Origin of the sequence: Candidatus Kryptobacter tengchongensis (assembly GCF_001458555.1) — a bacterium.
GTDB lineage: Bacteria > Bacteroidota > Ignavibacteria > Kryptoniales > Kryptoniaceae > Kryptonium > Kryptonium tengchongense.
Window position 1 is genome coordinate 1 of record NZ_CZVH01000040.1, and the last position, 15,731, is coordinate 15,731.

Here is a 15,731-nt window from a genome sequence, read left to right on the forward strand (position 1 = left end):
GAAAGAATAGGAAAGCCATCCATAAATTTTGCTATTTCTCGTCTCCCTTTTCTCAATATAAATTTCAAAACCATAAGCCTTTCCATCGCCCTTATTTACAGGGATTGGCGTAACCGAATCGCTCACGGTTATCCGATATGGCTGACTCCAGCCATTAATATCTGTCGGAGGATAATCAGGTATTCTATCCGCAACCCACCTTGTCCCATTTACACGCTTTCTCACAATAAGATCATCAAAGTTCTTGTAATAACCCTCAACCCTTGCTAAAATATCCGGTGCAAGCCATCTTTCAAAACCAAGAATATAATGCGTTGCCTTCTCTGCCTTTAAATTTTCAACCTGGGTGAAATCAAAAAATGTATTTTGATCATAAATTTTTTCATATCCTGGCGATTGATAATACCATCCATAGGCAAACCTCAAACTTGTAAGCGCATCAATGTTGTAAAGAAAATTAAATCTCGGTGAAAAATAACCTCTCTTCACAATCCCGTAATAATCAAATCTCACTCCAGGTTGCACAGTAAATTTATGCCCCAATCTCAACTTATCTTGAACATAAAAATAAGAACGATTATATCTCTCAGCATACTTAAAAATCTCGGGGGCTGAGAAAAAACCAAGCGATAGAAGAAACATCCTCAAAGACTCATCCATCTTCAAAACATATTTTAACTCCGAAATAACATAGTTATTCCCGATACCAAACTCAAGAAGATTTCGTCCGAATTCATAACTAACATCAACTGATGTTGAAAATTTTTGTATTGAATAATTTGACCATGTTTCTATCCTAAAAAATGTTGCGTCATCTGAAACAATCTTCTTATCAAAATCATAAGATGGATCAAGCAGTTCACCGCCAAATTTACTCTCCCCTGAGTTTTTATACCACGACGACAAAAATTTAATAACAAAATTTTTAGATGGAGAATACCTCCAGGAAAAAGCGAATGTATTGTTATAAGATAAATCATTTACCGCAACGCTATCTGGTCTATTAAAATTTTCGCCAGTTATGATATTCATCGCATCTCTGCTGTGAATCAAAAAAAGATCCACTTTACTTTTGTTAAACGGTTGGAAGGTTAATTTGCTCTGAAAATCGTAAAAATTTGGAAATGCAACATCACCGCTGACGAGCCCCGTCTTCTCCGCTATTGGACCAAGTATCAAATCATAATATGTTCTTCTAGTTGAAAATATCCACGAGCCATTTAGTGGCAACTTCCCCTCAAAAATCAAATTTGCATTTGTGAAATTTACATTTATCATGCTTGAAAAGAGTTTATCTCTGTTTCCATCACGACTTGAAACATCAAGGACAGCGGATAATCTATCCCCGTATTTTGCTGGGAATCCACCAGCCATGAAATTAAAATCACTGACAAGATCGGGGTTAAACATACTCACAAAACCATAAAGGCGATACGGATTGTAAATCTCAACCCCATCTATAATTATCAAATTTTCATCTGGGGAACCACCACGAACAACAAAGCGCGTGGCAAAATCAGAAGGTGATAAAACTCCGGGCAAAGTTCTTAACATCCTAAAAACATCTTCACCAAAACCAGCACTTATCTTAACATCTTTTGGTTTAACTTCTATAACGCTTGGTCTTACATCAACAGCACGGCGAGTTTTATAATCTGCAAGCACCTCAACCTCACCAATTTCTATATAACTCTGTTCTAAACGAAACTCAACGAAAACAGCCCCAGTTTTTACATCAACCTCTTTCTTGCTACTTTGGTAGCCAACAGCTCTTGCTTCAACAATGTAAATCCCGGGTCTGACTCTGATCTCAAACTCTCCTCTTAAATCAGTTGATGCCCCAAGCGTCGTCCCAACAATCACTACATTCACATTTGGAATCGGTTCACCAGTTTCAGAATCTATAACTTTTCCTTTTATCCTTGCATCTTGGGCTAATGAAAATGAAAATAAAATTAACATTATCCCCAATAACCAGGTATAACGGTTCCACATTTATAACACTTCCCATTGTCAATTTTATTTTTTAAAACCCTGAAGCCAAACCTTTCAATGAGCAAAACCCCACAATTGAAGCAATATGTGTTCTCATACCTATCAACATAACCTGGTATGTTCCCTGCATAGACAAACCTCAATCCTTCTTCATAACCTATCTCCACCGCCCTTACCAACTGTTCTGGTCTTGTATTATCCGGATCCGTCATTTTATAATCCTTATGAAAAGCAGTTACATGCCATGGAATGTTTGGAGAAACACTTGCTATAAACCTCGCAATATCTCTCAATTCATCCTCGGAATCGTTAAATCCAGGGACAACAAGCGTAACTATCTCAACCCAGAAACCTTTTTCAACAAGCATTTTAATTGTATCAAGAACAACATTTAACCTTCCGCCAAGTTTTCTATAATTCAAATCGTTGAATGTCTTTAAATCAACTTTATAAAAATCAACATATGGTCTGAGGTAATCCAGAACCTCAGGTGTTGCGTTTCCATTTGACACATAAGCTCCGCGAATTCCATATTGACTTGCAATTTTAAAAATCCCAACAGACCATTCTGATGTGATCAGCGGTTCATTATATGTGCTTGTTATAATTTTGCTTTTGTATTTAAGAGCGATATCAACTATTTCCTCGGGGGTGATAAAATCTGGCATCGTTCCAGCAACAGGATCTCTTAACGCTTGAGATGTTACCCAGTTTTGGCAATAATCACAGTGAAAATCGCAACCAAGCATGCCGAAGCTTAAAGTGTAACTTCCAGGATAAACATGGAAAAACGGCTTTTTCTCAATCGGGTCAAGCGCAAGTGAAGTCACATATCCCCATGGAACATAAAGCTTTCCCCCAACATTAAATCTAACTCTACAAACGCCACTTTTCCCATCGGAAATTTTACACCTATGCCCGCAGGCGAAACATTCAATCCGCTTCTCATCAATTTTTCTGTAAAGTTCCCCAACCCTTGAATTTCGCATCAAAACATTTTTCAGCGTTTGAACCTCGCTGAACATAAAAAACCTCACTTTTTCTTTTACGCTTTCATTAATTCCAACATATTTGAGACAATTCTGGTTTCAATCAGAAAGAGCAGATATTATAGCTTTGCAAAATGCTGGAAGGTCATCCGGAACTCTTGAACTTACTAAATTTCCATCAACCACAACTTCACTGTCAACATATTCTGCACCCGCATTTACAAGGTCATCCTTTATTGAGAAAAATCCTGTGACCTTTTTACCCCGCAAAATTCCAGCAGAAATTGGAACCCATCCAGCATGGCAAATGAAAGCAACAATTTTGCCCGACTCATAAAATTTTTTTGTCAATTCAACGGCAATTTTATTCCTTCGTATTCTATCCGGCGCATATCCACCAGGTATCACAATAGCATCAAAATTCTCAACACTTATCTCATCAAAACTAATATCTGCTTTTATAGGATAACCATTTTTCCCTCTAAAAACTTTCACCTCTGGACCTGCAACTTTAACCTCAGCTCCTTCTTCAATTAATCTGTATCTCGGATAAAGAAGTTCAATTTCCTCAACATAGTCCTCAACTAAAACGACAATCTTTTTGCCTTTTAACTTCATATCGCACTGAAATGTTTGTTTTTGATAAACTCACGCTTTCTTCTCATTTTTACTTCACATCTAAAAAGATAAAATTGAAAAATCATTTTTTCAATGTTTGACGGGTTGCCGATTTGTAAAATTTTCTTTTTCTTTTTAACTTTGGTTTGAAAAGCACATAAGTTTTAAACAAAAATTAAATTTAAAAATGCCATCCAAGTTAATTTTTGAACTAAGTCGCCCAGGAAGAAGAGGTTATTCCCTCCCTAAAAACGATGTTCCAGAAAAACACATTGAAGATCTAATTCCACAAAAATTCTTACGCTCATCCCCACCTCAACTGCCTGAAATCAGCGAAAATGAGGTCATAAGACACTACATACGACTTTCTACGATGAATTACCATGTTGACAAAGGTTTTTATCCGCTCGGTTCATGCACCATGAAATACAATCCCAAGATAAACGAAACCACCGCATCTTTGCCGGGCTTCAAAGATATTCATCCGCACATGGATGATGAGCTTGTCCAAGGGGCGCTTCAAATCATGTATGAACTTTCTGAAATGCTTGCTGAAATAACTGGAATGAAAGCTGTCTCACTTCAACCAGCTGCAGGAGCCCACGGTGAATTAACCGGAATTTTGATGATAAGAGCATATCACGAGAAACTCGGAAACCCAAGAAAAAAAATTCTTGTCCCCGACTCCGCACATGGAACAAACCCAGCCAGCGTTACGATATCCGGATACACCGCCGTGAGTGTCAAGTCAAATGAATATGGAACCATTGACCTTGATGATTTAAAATCAAAGCTTGATGAAGATGTTGCTGGAATAATGCTCACCAATCCGAACACGCTTGGAATATTTGAAAAAGATATCCTTAAAATTGAAAAATTAATACACGATGCTGGTGCCCTAATGTATATGGATGGTGCAAATCTCAATGCACTCGTTGGAATAACAAGACCTGGAGATATGGGTTTTGATGTTGTTCATTTAAATCTACACAAAACATTTTCAACCCCACATGGTGGCGGAGGTCCAGGTTCAGGTCCGGTCGCCGTGAGCGAAAAACTCTTGCCATTTCTACCCGTCCCAAGAATAGAGAAAAAAGATGGAAAATTTATTTTGAACTATAACTATCCAGATTCAATCGGAAAAATTCACACATTTTTTGGAAACTTCGGAATGATGATCCGTGCCTATACTTATATCAGAATGCTTGGAAGCAAAGGTCTAAGAGAGGTAAGTGAAAACGCAATCATAAACGCAAACTATCTCTTGAGCAGAATAAAGGATTACTTTGATAGACCTTATCTTGGAAAACCACTTCATGAATTTGTCGTCTCAGGAAGCAGATACAAATTTGAATACAATGTCCGCACACTTGATATAGCAAAGCGATTGCTTGATTACGGATTCCATGCACCAACTATTTACTTTCCACTGATTGTCTCTGAAGCGTTGATGATTGAACCGACTGAAACCGAAACAAAAGAAACACTTGATGCATTTGCAGATGCTTTGATAAAAATTATTGAAGAAATAAAAACAAATCCAGATGTTGTCCGCACGGCTCCACATTCCACACCTGTTAAACGACTTGACGACGCTTACGCCTCAAAAAATGTAAATGTATGCTTTAAAGAATAAAACTCTCTATCCCCTCACTAAGTTTTTCAACTCACCCCCTTTGATTCCCCTCCCGAAGGGATCGCTTCGCGACTCTCTAATTTTAGAGAGGGGGACAAGGGGGTGAGTAAATCTTTTCCCATCTCTAAACTTTAGAGGGGGACAGGGGGTGAGTCGATCTTTCATCCCATCATTGCGAAGAAACAAAAGTCCCTAAAACAATTCTTGAACACTTATCTTGTCATTGCGAGGGACATAGTCCCGAAGCAACCTCGGTGACTTTTCAACTCCCCCCCCTTTGGTTCTTTTTCTCTTTTACTTCTAACTCTCCCCCCTTTCATTCCCCTTCTCTAATTTTAGAGAGGGGGTCAGGGGGTGAGTCAATTTCTTTACTTCTCTTCTATAAAAAGAGTTATAAGGGCGAGAAGCAATTTCAAAAAGTCATTTTTTAACTCACCCCCTTCAATTCCCCCTCTCTAAATTTTTAGAGAGGGGGACAGGGGGTGAGTCAATCTTTCAACTCGCCCCCTTTAATTCCCCCTCTCTAATTTTAGAGAGGGGGCAGGGGGCGAGTCGGTTTTTCCCCTCTCTATTTAGTAGAGAATGAGTCGGTAGGTGAGTCAACCTATTAACAAGCTTGTCATCGTTTCAACGGACACTTTAGTGCAAGAGGTAAATCTCAAATTCAACTCTCCCCCCTTTCATTCCCCCTCTCTAATTTTAGAGAGGGGGTCAGGGGGTGAGTCAATTAAAGAAACAAAATTGCTCTAACGAATGTTGAAAAATTTAAACAAAAAGTGCCGACGAATATGAAAAAATATAACCATTTAATAAATGAAAAAAGCCCTTACCTGCTTCAACACGCCGAGAACCCGGTTGATTGGTATCCCTGGTGCGATGAAGCCTTTGAAAAAGCAAAAAACGAAAATAAACCGATTTTCCTTTCAATCGGCTACTCAACTTGTCATTGGTGCCATGTAATGGAAAAAGAATCATTTGAAGATGAAAATGTCGCTAAAATTTTAAACGAAAATTTCATCCCAATAAAAGTTGATAGAGAGGAAAGACCAGATATTGATTCAATCTATATGAATGTATGCCAGGCGATGACTGGTCAAGGTGGTTGGCCATTAACAATAATAATGACCCCAGATAAAAAACCATTTTTCGCAGGAACCTATATACCAAAATACTCAAGATTCGGAAGAGTTGGCTTAATTGATCTCCTCCAAAGAATTGTGCAACTTTGGAATGAAAACAGAGAAAAGATTTTATCACTTGCTGATGAGATAACTAATGGAATCAAAAACGCTATAGCTCTTATTCAAACACAACATAAAGAATCTATAGATGAAACTATCCTAACAGAGGCATATGAACAACTTAAATCGCAATTTGACCCTGAATATGGTGGCTTTGGATACGCCCCGAAGTTTCCAACCCCACACAATTTAATTTTCCTGCTGAGATACTGGAAAATGTCGGGAAATCCGAACGCAATCAAAATGGTAGAGGAAACTTTAAACTCAATGTCACTTGGCGGGATATACGACCACATTGGCTTTGGCTTTCATAGATACTCAACAGATAGGCAATGGATTCTACCACATTTTGAAAAAATGCTATACGATCAAGCGCTGATTTCAATTGCATGTATTGAAGCATACCAAGCGACGGGAAATTTAAAATATAAAAAACTTTGTGAGGAAACTTTATCTTATGTTTTGAGAAATCTTACAAATCCCAATGGTGGTTTCTACTGCGCTGAAGACGCAGACAGCGAAGGAGAAGAAGGAAAGTTTTACCTTTGGGAATTTGATGAACTTGAAAAAATTTTAACTCGTGATGAACTTGATTTCGTAATTGAAAAGTTCAATATTCAAAAAGACGGCAACTACTTTGATGAGCTAAAAGGTGGAAAAACAGGCAAGAACATATTTTACCTTGCAAGCGAACTTGACGAGGAAAATTCTAAAAAATGGGAAAACATAAGACAAAAACTTTTTGAACACCGAGAAAAAAGAATCCACCCATTAAAAGATGACAAAATCCTAACTGATTGGAATGGATTGATGATATCCGCATTTGCACGAGCATACGCAGTCTTTCGGGTTGATGAATATCTAAATGTTGCAAAGAAAAGCGTTGACTTCATCTTAAAAAATCTGCTAATAAATGGGAGACTTCTTCACAGATTTAGAGATGGCGAATCAAAAATAAATGCCTACCTTGATGATTACGCTTTCCTCATCTGGGGATTGATTGAACTATATGAGGCAACATTTGAGACAAAATACCTTAAAATCGCACTTGAACTTACGGATAAAATGATTCAATTTTTCTGGGATGATGAAAATGGCGGATTTTACTTTACAGATTCAGAAAACAAAGATGTAATCTTCAGACAAAAAGAAATCTACGATGGAGCGATACCCTCTGGAAACTCGGTGGCGATATTTAATTTAATCAAACTTGAAAAGATGACAGGAAGAAATGATCTAAACAAACTAATTTATAAAGCGATTGAGTCATTCGCCCCAATTGTCAGGAAGTACCCATCGGCTTATACCTTTTTCCTATCTTGCCTCTTCTTTTTATTTGACAAATCATTTGAAATTTTTATCGTTGGAAAAAGGAAAGATCTTGAAGATGTTTTAAAAACTCTTAATTCAAAATTTTTACCCAACAAGGTTGTTTTATTCAAACCCTCCGATGAAGAAAGCGACATAATCACACTCTCACCTTTCGCATCAGGATACAAAGAAATAAATGGAAAAACAACAATTTACATCTGCACAAATTATGAGTGTAAAAAACCTGTAAACGATGTTGATGAACTGATGAACTTAATTCAAGAGATAGCTTAAATCCATGTGAGAAAGTTAGGCTACGCAATCATATCTTGATAAAAATTTTCTTCTTGTAAAGAATCCACATCAAAAAATACATCAAAAGGACATGGGCAATCGCATAGCCAAGTGAGCCATTCATCGGACCAAGCCACGATGCGAAGAAGTTTTCATAGATATAATTTTTCACAGTTGTCATACCACCATCAGGTAATCTAACCTTAAAATAAGTGCTTAATCTCCCAATTATCCCTGATAAAACAAAAACAGTTATAGCGTTCATCCCATATACGACAAACGGGTAAGCCCATTTTTTATATCCTTTAACATCAACGAAATAATAGCAAAATCCAAAAACTATGAGTGCAAAGCCCGCAGTGAAAACAGCGTAAGAACTTGTCCAAAGATTTTTATTTATCGGTAACCATGAATTCCACACAGCCCCAATGAACAATCCCAAATTCCCCATAATAAAAAGCCAGAGTGTTTTCTCTTTTTCATCTTTTTTACTTCTCAGCCAATGTCCCGTTAAAACACCAAAAAGCGTTGTTGAAATAGCTGGAATTGTGCTTATTATTCCCTCTGGGTCCCAAGTTTTGGTCACGCTCCACATATGCCCGCTTAAAATCAAACTGTCAACATACGCTGCAAAATTTTTACCTTTCTCATATAATCCCGCGCCAACCCCTGGGACAGGAACAAACTCCATCAATCCCCAGTAAACAAAAAGCAAAACCACAGACCATATCGCTTGCCATCTTATATTTGATGTCAAGAAAATAACCGAAGCAAAGAAATAACATATCGCAATCCTTTGCAAAACCCCCATTATCCTTATCACCGAAAAATCAAAATTCGGAAATCCATTTAAAAAGAGCCCAAGAGCAAATAAAATCAAACTTCTTCGGATAACTTTCCAGAACAATTTAACCTTCGGATAACCAAACTCAATCCTCCTTGAAAAAGAAAAAACAATCGCAACACCAACAATGAAAAGAAAAAACGGAAAAATCAAATCTGTGAATGTCCATCCGTGCCAGTCAGCGTGCCTCAGTTGTGAATATACATAAGCCCAACTCCCGGGGTTATTTACAAGTATCATCCCAGCAATTGTTGCTCCCCTGAAAACATCAAGCGATGTTAACCGCCCGGAGATTTCACCTGTTTTTTCAGTCATTTTAAATTCCCTTCTGTTTTAAGAATTCACTTTATAATCCTTGTTTTAACCTTGTTTCCCTTTTTCAATTCTTTTGTTGAACTAATAATTCTGCATGACGAGAAATGCTCATCTACCACATCAACAACTTCCAACTCGCCAACCTTTTCATCGCCATCAAAAACATAAAGCACCATCCCCGAAACAATTCCATCTTTGCGCCCGAGATTAACATATACAAGTTCCTGTTTCCCAACAAGCAATATCATACCTTCAATCACAACCGCTTTTAACTCAGTTGCCCCGGAAACTTTATCCGCAATTTCTCCCCTTGCATCTTCAATTATCTCTGGAAAGTATTTTTTCAATCGCAACGCAAACTCCATACCCGATTTTTTCATCGCTTCACCAACGATTGTCTCATTAAATTCACTGCTTCCAAATTTCAAAAGATCAAGCGAATAAAACTCTGAATATTTTTCCGTCGGTTTTCCAAGAAAAGTTAGACCAAGCCCTCTTTCTTTAACCTCTCCAGATATCCCAAATACGATTCCCCGCTCACCCGTCAACGGGTCAAAAACCTCAATCTCAATCTCAATTTCTGCGTTGTAAGATTCATAACCCGCCATAAGAGGAAAACCAGTCATAAATCTACTGACCTTAAAAGTTAACACCTTCCCACCAAAGACATACTCAACCCCAAATCTTCTCTTCAATTCTGAAAACAAAAACGCATCCCTCACACCAACACCCATTTCACTTGCAACCCCGACCACAGAATCAACCGAAAAAACCTCAACACCATAAAATTTCAACACAAAATCACCAAGATATCTTGGGATTTCAACTTTTAAATTCCACTTTCCCTTAAAGCCAGAAATATCCTCAAACGGGATAAACGCAATTTTACTCTGGGCAAGTGAAAAATTTAAAATCAAAACAGACACAAAAAAATTAAACACGACTTTAAATTTCCTTTCCATGTTCATCAATCCTCCAGTTTTTAAACCAATAAAAATCATGAACAAGGTTCATAAAGTTCTCAAAACTTTCTGCATCAATTTTCAAAAATTTATCAAAAAATCTCTGCTTCTCAACCTCGGGAAACCTTTCAAGTATTTTTAGAATCAAACTTCTTATTCTCTCAACGCTTTCACTTATTTGTGATGTAAGCCTCGCCTTATAGCGTTCTTCATCAGCCTTTTGATCTGCAGTTTCACCGAAAATTTTTCTTCCACTTTTTAAAAAGTTAAAAACACGCCATAAGAACTTTGAATGAAAAGCGATATCATCCACCAAATTCATCAAATTATTTTCAACTGCAATAGTCAACAGGACCTCAAGAGAATTTTTTTCTCTCAATCTCCCACCTGAAAACTCATCAACCGCCTGAATTATTTCAGATGCCCTCATTTCAGAATGACCATTTTAATTGAATTTAAAAATCTTCCTGCGGACAAAACGCAAAAATAAACACCACCCGCAAGCCCCGTTGAATCAAAATCAACTTCATAAACCCCAGACTTAATTTTTCCCGAAAAAACCGTCGCAACTTCTCTGCCAAGAACATCGTAAACTTTTATCTCAACAGGATTACTCAAAGCAATCGCTTCAGGTATTGAAAACTTTATCTTCGTCCTCGGGTTAAATGGATTTGGATAATTTTGATAAAGCTTGAATTCCAATTTTTCAACCGTTGAATTATTCTCAACCGAGGTAATTTTAACAGGGTAAGTTATGCTTAAATCATCAAGAAAAACTTTACCCGAATACTCAACCCCATTTAAATAAGCACCTGTAAAATAAAATGCGATTTTGACAATTTTTATGGGATAGCAGAAATAGGTTCCACTTGCGGTTTGAATTGGATACTTTGTTGAAGCCCCAACCCTTCTCCATTCGTTAGCCCAATTAACAACCCCACCTGTGAAAACAAAAATTTCACCATTGTCATCGGAAACGAAATAATAAACTCTGTAAGAACCACCATCACCATAAACATAAAGATAAATTGAATCTGGCACACCATAAATTGGAATTTCAGAATTTAAATAAATCCAATGCTGTTTTCCCGTTTCGTGAACAAACTTATACCTCAAACCAAGAGACTTCGGGGAGGATGTGAAATTTGAATCGCTTAAAAAAATTTCACCTTCATTTATGTTTTCAACCGTGAGAGTAAAATTCATCTCATCAAATTTATCAAGTAATTTCTCACCTGTTCCAATTATTACCTCAACATCTGCCGTATCTGATAAATCATCAAGCGTTGCAACAACTTTTCCTTTCCCCTCATAAGTTGCGTGAAATAACCCAAGGATATTAATTGTTCCGATATTACCTATAACTTCCCAGCTTACATCGCTTGCTGAAATTTGGCGCAAATTCCCCTCAACATCATAACCTTTGACAGAAAATTGAATTTCCCTGCTCGTGTCTGTCACTGCATTCTTCGGAGATATCGTGATATTTCTCATCCCAACGACCACAACAAAACATGAATCAATTAACCCATTTACATGTCTGACATAAACATAACCGCTATCACTTCTTCTCCCTGCGGTAAAAAGTCCCGATAAGGTTATCATCCCAATTGATGAATCGCACGACCAGAAAATTTGGTTTGAAGAAATTTGAACAGGGTTAAAGTATTTATCATATCCGAAGACTTTAAATTGAAATTGCTCCCCACGAAAAATTTTCAATCTTTTCGGCTCAATTTCAATTTTATTCAATGTATCCTGCGGAGCGGAACTTACAACTAAAATTGCGTTTGAAACCGCTCTTTCCCCCGTTGCGTCCGAAGGTGAGTTGACAATTTTACCACGGACAACCATTGTCGTTGAACCTCCACCATCAAGATTAACTGCATGCCATACCCCAAGCGTAAGCATGAAATTTGCAAGTTCATCAAGCGTCATCCCAACGCTTGAAGATTGTCTTCCGTCAACCGTGACAAAATAAATTTTCATGCTATCTTTTGAAAATCCGATCGCTGTTCTTGGATGCCTGCTATATGTAAAACTTGAACTCGCACCCTCTTGCTGATATGTTTGTGCCACAACATTTTGACCATCCCTTATTATTCTTGGAAGTCCGCCAATCGCTTGAAAAACTTTACCAACATTAGGATTAAGATTTAAAACAACCTTAACCGTATCACCAATCTTCAAATTGTTTCTTAAAAATTCTCCTGCAGTCCCATGCCCAGATAAAACTGCCCTCCCCAACGGTATCCTCATATTTCCAACCCAATTAACAATTGTGTCAACGACACAATAAACCGTATCATTTACAATCCATTGGTTTAATGACCTTATTAAAACTTCACTTCCCCACTGATTTGTCGCTGTTGAATCGCCAAAATAACTGTTATAAAAAACCAGCATATTACTTCCCCTTGGCTCGTTGACCCCATCTATATTCCTTATAGAATCACCAACGATCAATTTCCCTGAAAAATTAAAAATTTCAATAAACGGTTTTTTATCAAATGTTAACCCGAAAACCGACCTTGAAATTGGTCTTTTCAAAACTTCTCCGTTTTCCACCTGGATATTTATAGGTTCGCCAGTTTGAGTATTGTAAAAATCACCATTAATTGCACCCACAACGGTATGACCTGCATAGTTCTTCCTGCCTGCCATTGAACTTGTTTTTTCAAAAGCTTTCAACTGTTCTCTTCCACTTTTTGACGCCTTGACCGTTTCAAGCGTTATAAATGGATTTGTGATATCAATTTCAAGCACATTTACAGTCCAGGGAACGCTTGGGAAAGTGATTGAAATATGTTTTACACCAGGACCAACAAATCTTGATACAATTGTGTCTGTTTGGGGATAAAGCAGGGATAAGGGGATGAAAAACAAAACCGATAGAAAGAGAATTTTTGATAAACGCATTTTGCGAAAGATTTTATTTAAAAGACCGTAGGTAAATTAAGGTAAATTAAATTACCGTCTTTAAAAACACAAGAGATAATTCGGTAAAATCTGAAATTTTCAAAAATCTGGATATTCTTTAGCTTTTTCCTCTCCTCTTAAAACCCTTAAAGCACCCATTGCAAGTGCTCTCATCTCATCTTCACCTGGGAAAACAATAACTGGAGCGATAAAAGAAACTCGCTCCGTGATCCAATCAACGAGCATTTTTGAATTTGCAAGTCCTCCTGTTAAGACAACAGCGTCAACATCACCTTTTAAAACAGTTGCCATCGCCCCAATTTCTTTTGCAATTTGATAAGCCATCGCTTCATAAACTTCCCTTGCATATGTGTCCCCTTCTTTTATTCTTCTCTCAATTTCACTTGCATCATTTGTTCCAAGATATGCAACCAAACCACCTTTACCCATGACCAATTTTCTTATCTCTTGCTCAGTATACTTCCCAGAAAAGCAAAGCGTTATAAACGGTTGAAGCGGAAGCCCTCCCGTTCTTTCAGGGGAAAAAGGTCCATCACTACTTGCATCATTTGCGTCAATTATTTTCCCACCTTTAACTGGGCAAACGGATATCCCACCACCGAGATGTGCGACAACAAAATTCGCTTCCTCATATCTCTTCCCGATTTTCTCGCTTGCAAGTCGTGCAGTTGCATGAATGTTAAGGGCATGAGATAAACTTCTCCTTTGAATTAGCGGATGCCCTGAATACCTCGCAAGTGGTTCAAATTCATCAACTGAAACAGGATCAACTGTAAACGCTTCAACATTACCAATTTTGGCAATTTCATAAGCAAGTGCGCAACCAAGATTTGAGGGATGCTCACCCTGGAAATTGTTCCTTGCGTCCTCAAGCATTTTTTCATTTACCAAATAAGTTCCTCCCTTCACAGGTCTCAAAAGCCCACCGATCCCAACGACAGCGGAAAAATCCGTCGGTCTCAAACCATTCTCATTTAAAAATTCAAGTATAATTTTTAATCTAAAGTCAAACTGCTCCCATAGAGTTTTAAACTTTGAAAGTTCCTCGGGTGAATGTCTCAATACTTTTAAATCAACTTGATTTTCATCCTCAAAGATTGCAACCTTCGTTGATGTTGAACCCGGATTGATGACGAGAATTTTCATCCCACATGTCAAAATTTATTTTTAAAGGATATGGCTCGGCAAACAATGCTATTGATTAATTCAAAAGCCATTGTTAATTTAACAAAAGTAAAAAATTAATTCACACAACTTTGCTCATCAACAAAAGATATAAAGTAATTTCAAAAATAGGTCAAGGAGCTATCGCTGAAGTTTTTAAAGCAGTTGATACCCTTACAGAAAAAATTGTTGCACTAAAAATTGCCAAACCCGATCCTATCTCAGAAGAAAAAATTATGAACGAATTTAAAATCACATCACAATTTGAACACCCTAACATCATACTTGCCTACGATTTCGGAACTATAAGGATCTGCGACGATTCAAATTTTTTATCAAGAAAATTTATCACGCTTGAATACTGTGATATACAAGATATAGTGAAATTTCTTTCAAATAAGGATTTTAAAGACAAGCTCCAAGCCATTCTTCAGATATCTCACGCTCTGCATGTAATCCATAAAGCTGGTTTCATTCATCGTGACCTCAAGCCTGAAAATATATTAATTAATTCATCAACCGGCATAGTTAAAATCACAGACCTCGGGCTTGCAATTGGATATGAAAAAACAAACCTTGAAAATTTACCAGTTGGAACGCTTTACTACATAGCACCTGAAATTTTACGAGGTGAAAAATTTGATCATCGTGCTGATATATATTCACTTGGTGTTTTATCAGTTTATATCCTCACCGAGAAATTAAGTTTTAACGCTGATGAACCCATTGAAATTTTAAAATGGCATCTTTCAAAAAAACAACTCCAATTCCCAAAACTTCCGGATGAAGTTCAAAATCTCTTAAATTCAATGCTTGCTCCCAACCCCGAGGAAAGACCCTCTGACCTTCGTGAGGTTATTAACACACTTAAAAAATTAACACCAGACATAAAAGAACCAAAAAGTTTTAAAGTTAGGAAACCGCTTGGAAAAGATGAAGCGCTCAAAAAAGCAATTGAAATCCTCAACTCAACAATCCAATCATCTGGAAAGATAACTTTAATCGTTGGAGCTGATGGGCTCGGCAAAACATCACTTCTGCGCTACATAAACATTGAAGCAAAACTTCTTGGCTTTGAAACTTTATGGATCGCTGAAACCAACATTGAAAAAACTTTAAACTCCATCTTAAAATCACTATTCACCTTAAATTTGTCCCCAGAACTACGGCTGAAACTTGAAAAACTCAAAGATGAAAAAAACATCAACTCATACATCATCATAGAATTTTCACAATTTTTTAAGAACACTTTTACTTGAAGCGTCATCAAACTTCCCTATTGCTGTTTTAATTGACAACATAAATCCTGCTGAACCATTTAGCGAAATTTTCATCAAGTCCTTTTTATTGCCCGAAAAACTCCAAAAGAAAAATATCGCGATTTTCATCGCTTGTGATGATATTAACTTTTTTAAATCTCTT

12 protein-coding genes are annotated in these 15,731 nt (G+C 37.2%); 3 read left to right on the forward strand and 9 right to left on the reverse strand.

Going from position 1 to position 15,731, the window contains the following annotated elements:
- The 3 genes from AT685_RS03720 to AT685_RS03730 all read right to left on the reverse strand — a co-directional run.
- A partial coding sequence (locus AT685_RS03720; RefSeq protein WP_072151609.1) for a TonB-dependent receptor occupies nt 1-1,995 on the reverse strand: 1,995 nt, incomplete at its 3' end.
- Nucleotides 1,962-3,020 (reverse strand): AmmeMemoRadiSam system radical SAM enzyme, encoded by a 1,059-nt coding sequence (gene amrS / locus AT685_RS03725; RefSeq protein ID WP_072151610.1) that lies wholly within the window; start codon nt 3,018-3,020, stop codon nt 1,962-1,964. The genes AT685_RS03720 and amrS, both read right to left, overlap by 34 nt.
- A 63-nt stretch (nt 3,021-3,083) precedes the next feature.
- A complete protein-coding gene (locus AT685_RS03730; RefSeq protein ID WP_072151611.1) occupies nt 3,084-3,602 on the reverse strand; it encodes a type 1 glutamine amidotransferase domain-containing protein in 519 nt (172 codons plus the stop codon).
- A gap of 187 nt (nt 3,603-3,789) precedes the next feature.
- Here AT685_RS03730 and gcvPB point away from each other — a divergent pair, with 187 nt between their 5' ends.
- Together gcvPB and AT685_RS03740 are read left to right on the forward strand one after the other, a co-directional pair.
- Complete coding sequence (gene gcvPB, locus AT685_RS03735; RefSeq protein ID WP_072151612.1) at nt 3,790-5,238, forward strand: aminomethyl-transferring glycine dehydrogenase subunit GcvPB; 1,449 nt, start codon at nt 3,790-3,792, stop codon at nt 5,236-5,238.
- A gap of 788 nt (nt 5,239-6,026) precedes the next feature.
- Nucleotides 6,027-8,084: a thioredoxin domain-containing protein gene (locus AT685_RS03740; protein WP_072151613.1), complete on the forward strand. Its 2,058-nt coding sequence runs from the start codon at nt 6,027-6,029 to the stop codon at nt 8,082-8,084.
- Nucleotides 8,085-8,112: 28 nt separating this feature from the next.
- Here the strand turns inward: AT685_RS03740 and AT685_RS03745 are convergent, their stop codons facing one another.
- The 5 genes from AT685_RS03745 to buk form a co-directional block, all read right to left on the reverse strand.
- Nucleotides 8,113-9,243 carry an acyltransferase family protein gene (locus AT685_RS03745; protein WP_072151614.1) on the reverse strand — a complete coding sequence of 377 codons (1,131 nt, stop codon included), beginning with the start codon at nt 9,241-9,243 and terminating at the stop codon, nt 8,113-8,115.
- A 26-nt stretch (nt 9,244-9,269) separates the two neighbouring features.
- On the reverse strand, nt 9,270-10,211 hold the full coding sequence (locus tag AT685_RS03750) for a hypothetical protein (RefSeq protein ID WP_143713111.1): 942 nt from the start codon (nt 10,209-10,211) through the stop codon (nt 9,270-9,272).
- Nucleotides 10,189-10,635 (reverse strand): hypothetical protein, encoded by a 447-nt coding sequence (locus tag AT685_RS03755; protein ID WP_072151616.1) that lies wholly within the window; start codon nt 10,633-10,635, stop codon nt 10,189-10,191. Before AT685_RS03755 ends, AT685_RS03750 begins: the two co-directional genes overlap by 23 nt.
- Nucleotides 10,632-13,124 (reverse strand): phosphodiester glycosidase family protein, encoded by a 2,493-nt coding sequence (locus AT685_RS03760; RefSeq protein ID WP_072151617.1) that lies wholly within the window; start codon nt 13,122-13,124, stop codon nt 10,632-10,634. The genes AT685_RS03755 and AT685_RS03760 overlap by 4 nt, the downstream gene beginning before the upstream one ends.
- Nucleotides 13,125-13,223: 99 nt before the next feature.
- Entirely contained in the window at nt 13,224-14,291 is a 1,068-nt protein-coding gene (buk, locus tag AT685_RS03765) for a butyrate kinase (protein ID WP_072151618.1), read from the reverse strand.
- Between the two features lie 110 nt (nt 14,292-14,401).
- Here buk and AT685_RS03770 point away from each other — a divergent pair, with 110 nt between their 5' ends.
- On the forward strand, nt 14,402-15,568 hold the full coding sequence (locus AT685_RS03770) for a serine/threonine-protein kinase (protein WP_072151619.1): 1,167 nt from the start codon (nt 14,402-14,404) through the stop codon (nt 15,566-15,568).
- On the opposite strand, the gene AT685_RS08555 is transcribed toward AT685_RS03770, so the two are convergent.
- Nucleotides 15,539-15,731, reverse strand: a 193-nt coding sequence (locus AT685_RS08555; protein ID WP_234696230.1) for a hypothetical protein, incomplete at its 5' end; no start/stop codon positions are given. The two genes, AT685_RS03770 and AT685_RS08555, sit on opposite strands and share 30 nt — an antisense overlap.

Bases quoted from the DNA above. Each gene is read 5' to 3' on its own strand.
- AT685_RS03750 (WP_143713111.1), bottom strand. From the start codon at position 10,211: ATGAACATGGAAAGGAAATTTAAAGTCGTGTTTAATTTTTTTGTGTCT.
- amrS (WP_072151610.1), bottom strand. From the start codon at position 3,020: ATGTTCAGCGAGGTTCAAACGCTGAAAAATGTTTTGATGCGAAATTCA.
- AT685_RS03755 (WP_072151616.1), bottom strand. From the start codon at position 10,635: ATGAGGGCATCTGAAATAATTCAGGCGGTTGATGAGTTTTCAGGTGGG.
- AT685_RS03760 (WP_072151617.1), bottom strand. From the start codon at position 13,124: ATGCGTTTATCAAAAATTCTCTTTCTATCGGTTTTGTTTTTCATCCCC.
- gcvPB (WP_072151612.1), top strand. From the start codon at position 3,790: ATGCCATCCAAGTTAATTTTTGAACTAAGTCGCCCAGGAAGAAGAGGT.
- buk (WP_072151618.1), bottom strand. From the start codon at position 14,291: ATGAAAATTCTCGTCATCAATCCGGGTTCAACATCAACGAAGGTTGCA.
- AT685_RS03730 (WP_072151611.1), bottom strand. From the start codon at position 3,602: ATGAAGTTAAAAGGCAAAAAGATTGTCGTTTTAGTTGAGGACTATGTT.
- AT685_RS03740 (WP_072151613.1), top strand. From the start codon at position 6,027: ATGAAAAAATATAACCATTTAATAAATGAAAAAAGCCCTTACCTGCTT.
- AT685_RS03745 (WP_072151614.1), bottom strand. From the start codon at position 9,243: ATGACTGAAAAAACAGGTGAAATCTCCGGGCGGTTAACATCGCTTGAT.